The sequence below is a fragment of the Streptomyces sp. URMC 126 genome (genome assembly GCF_051386555.1).
In the GTDB taxonomy this organism is placed as follows: Bacteria; Actinomycetota; Actinomycetes; order Streptomycetales; family Streptomycetaceae; genus Streptomyces.
Genome location: NZ_JBPQTX010001108.1, coordinates 1 through 252 on the forward strand (window position 1 = coordinate 1; position 252 = coordinate 252).

Annotated in this window: 1 protein-coding gene; it reads right to left on the reverse strand. The window is 55.2% G+C overall.

The features are described from left to right. The coding region (locus tag ACSNOK_RS35275; protein WP_436784767.1) for a PTS sugar transporter subunit IIB at window positions 1-252 on the reverse strand (252 nt) is incomplete at both ends.

The following is a 252-nucleotide window of genomic DNA, read 5'->3' on the forward strand; positions in this document are numbered from 1 at the left end:
CGTCTTCGTTGATGCCCGAAATGAGACCGAACACCTGGATGACGGGCTTGTTCAACGGCTTGCCGTAGCGGGTCGTCAGCATGATGACATCGACACCGTTCTGGAGAACTGGCAGCTGTCCCACAGTCCCTTTGGTGATCTTTGCGGGAATTTTGGCATCCCGCAGGATCTCCTTGACCTTTTCCTGAGCGACCGTGGATGTTGCGATTCCTGAGCCACATGCGACGAGAACCTTGACTTCACTTGCCATGG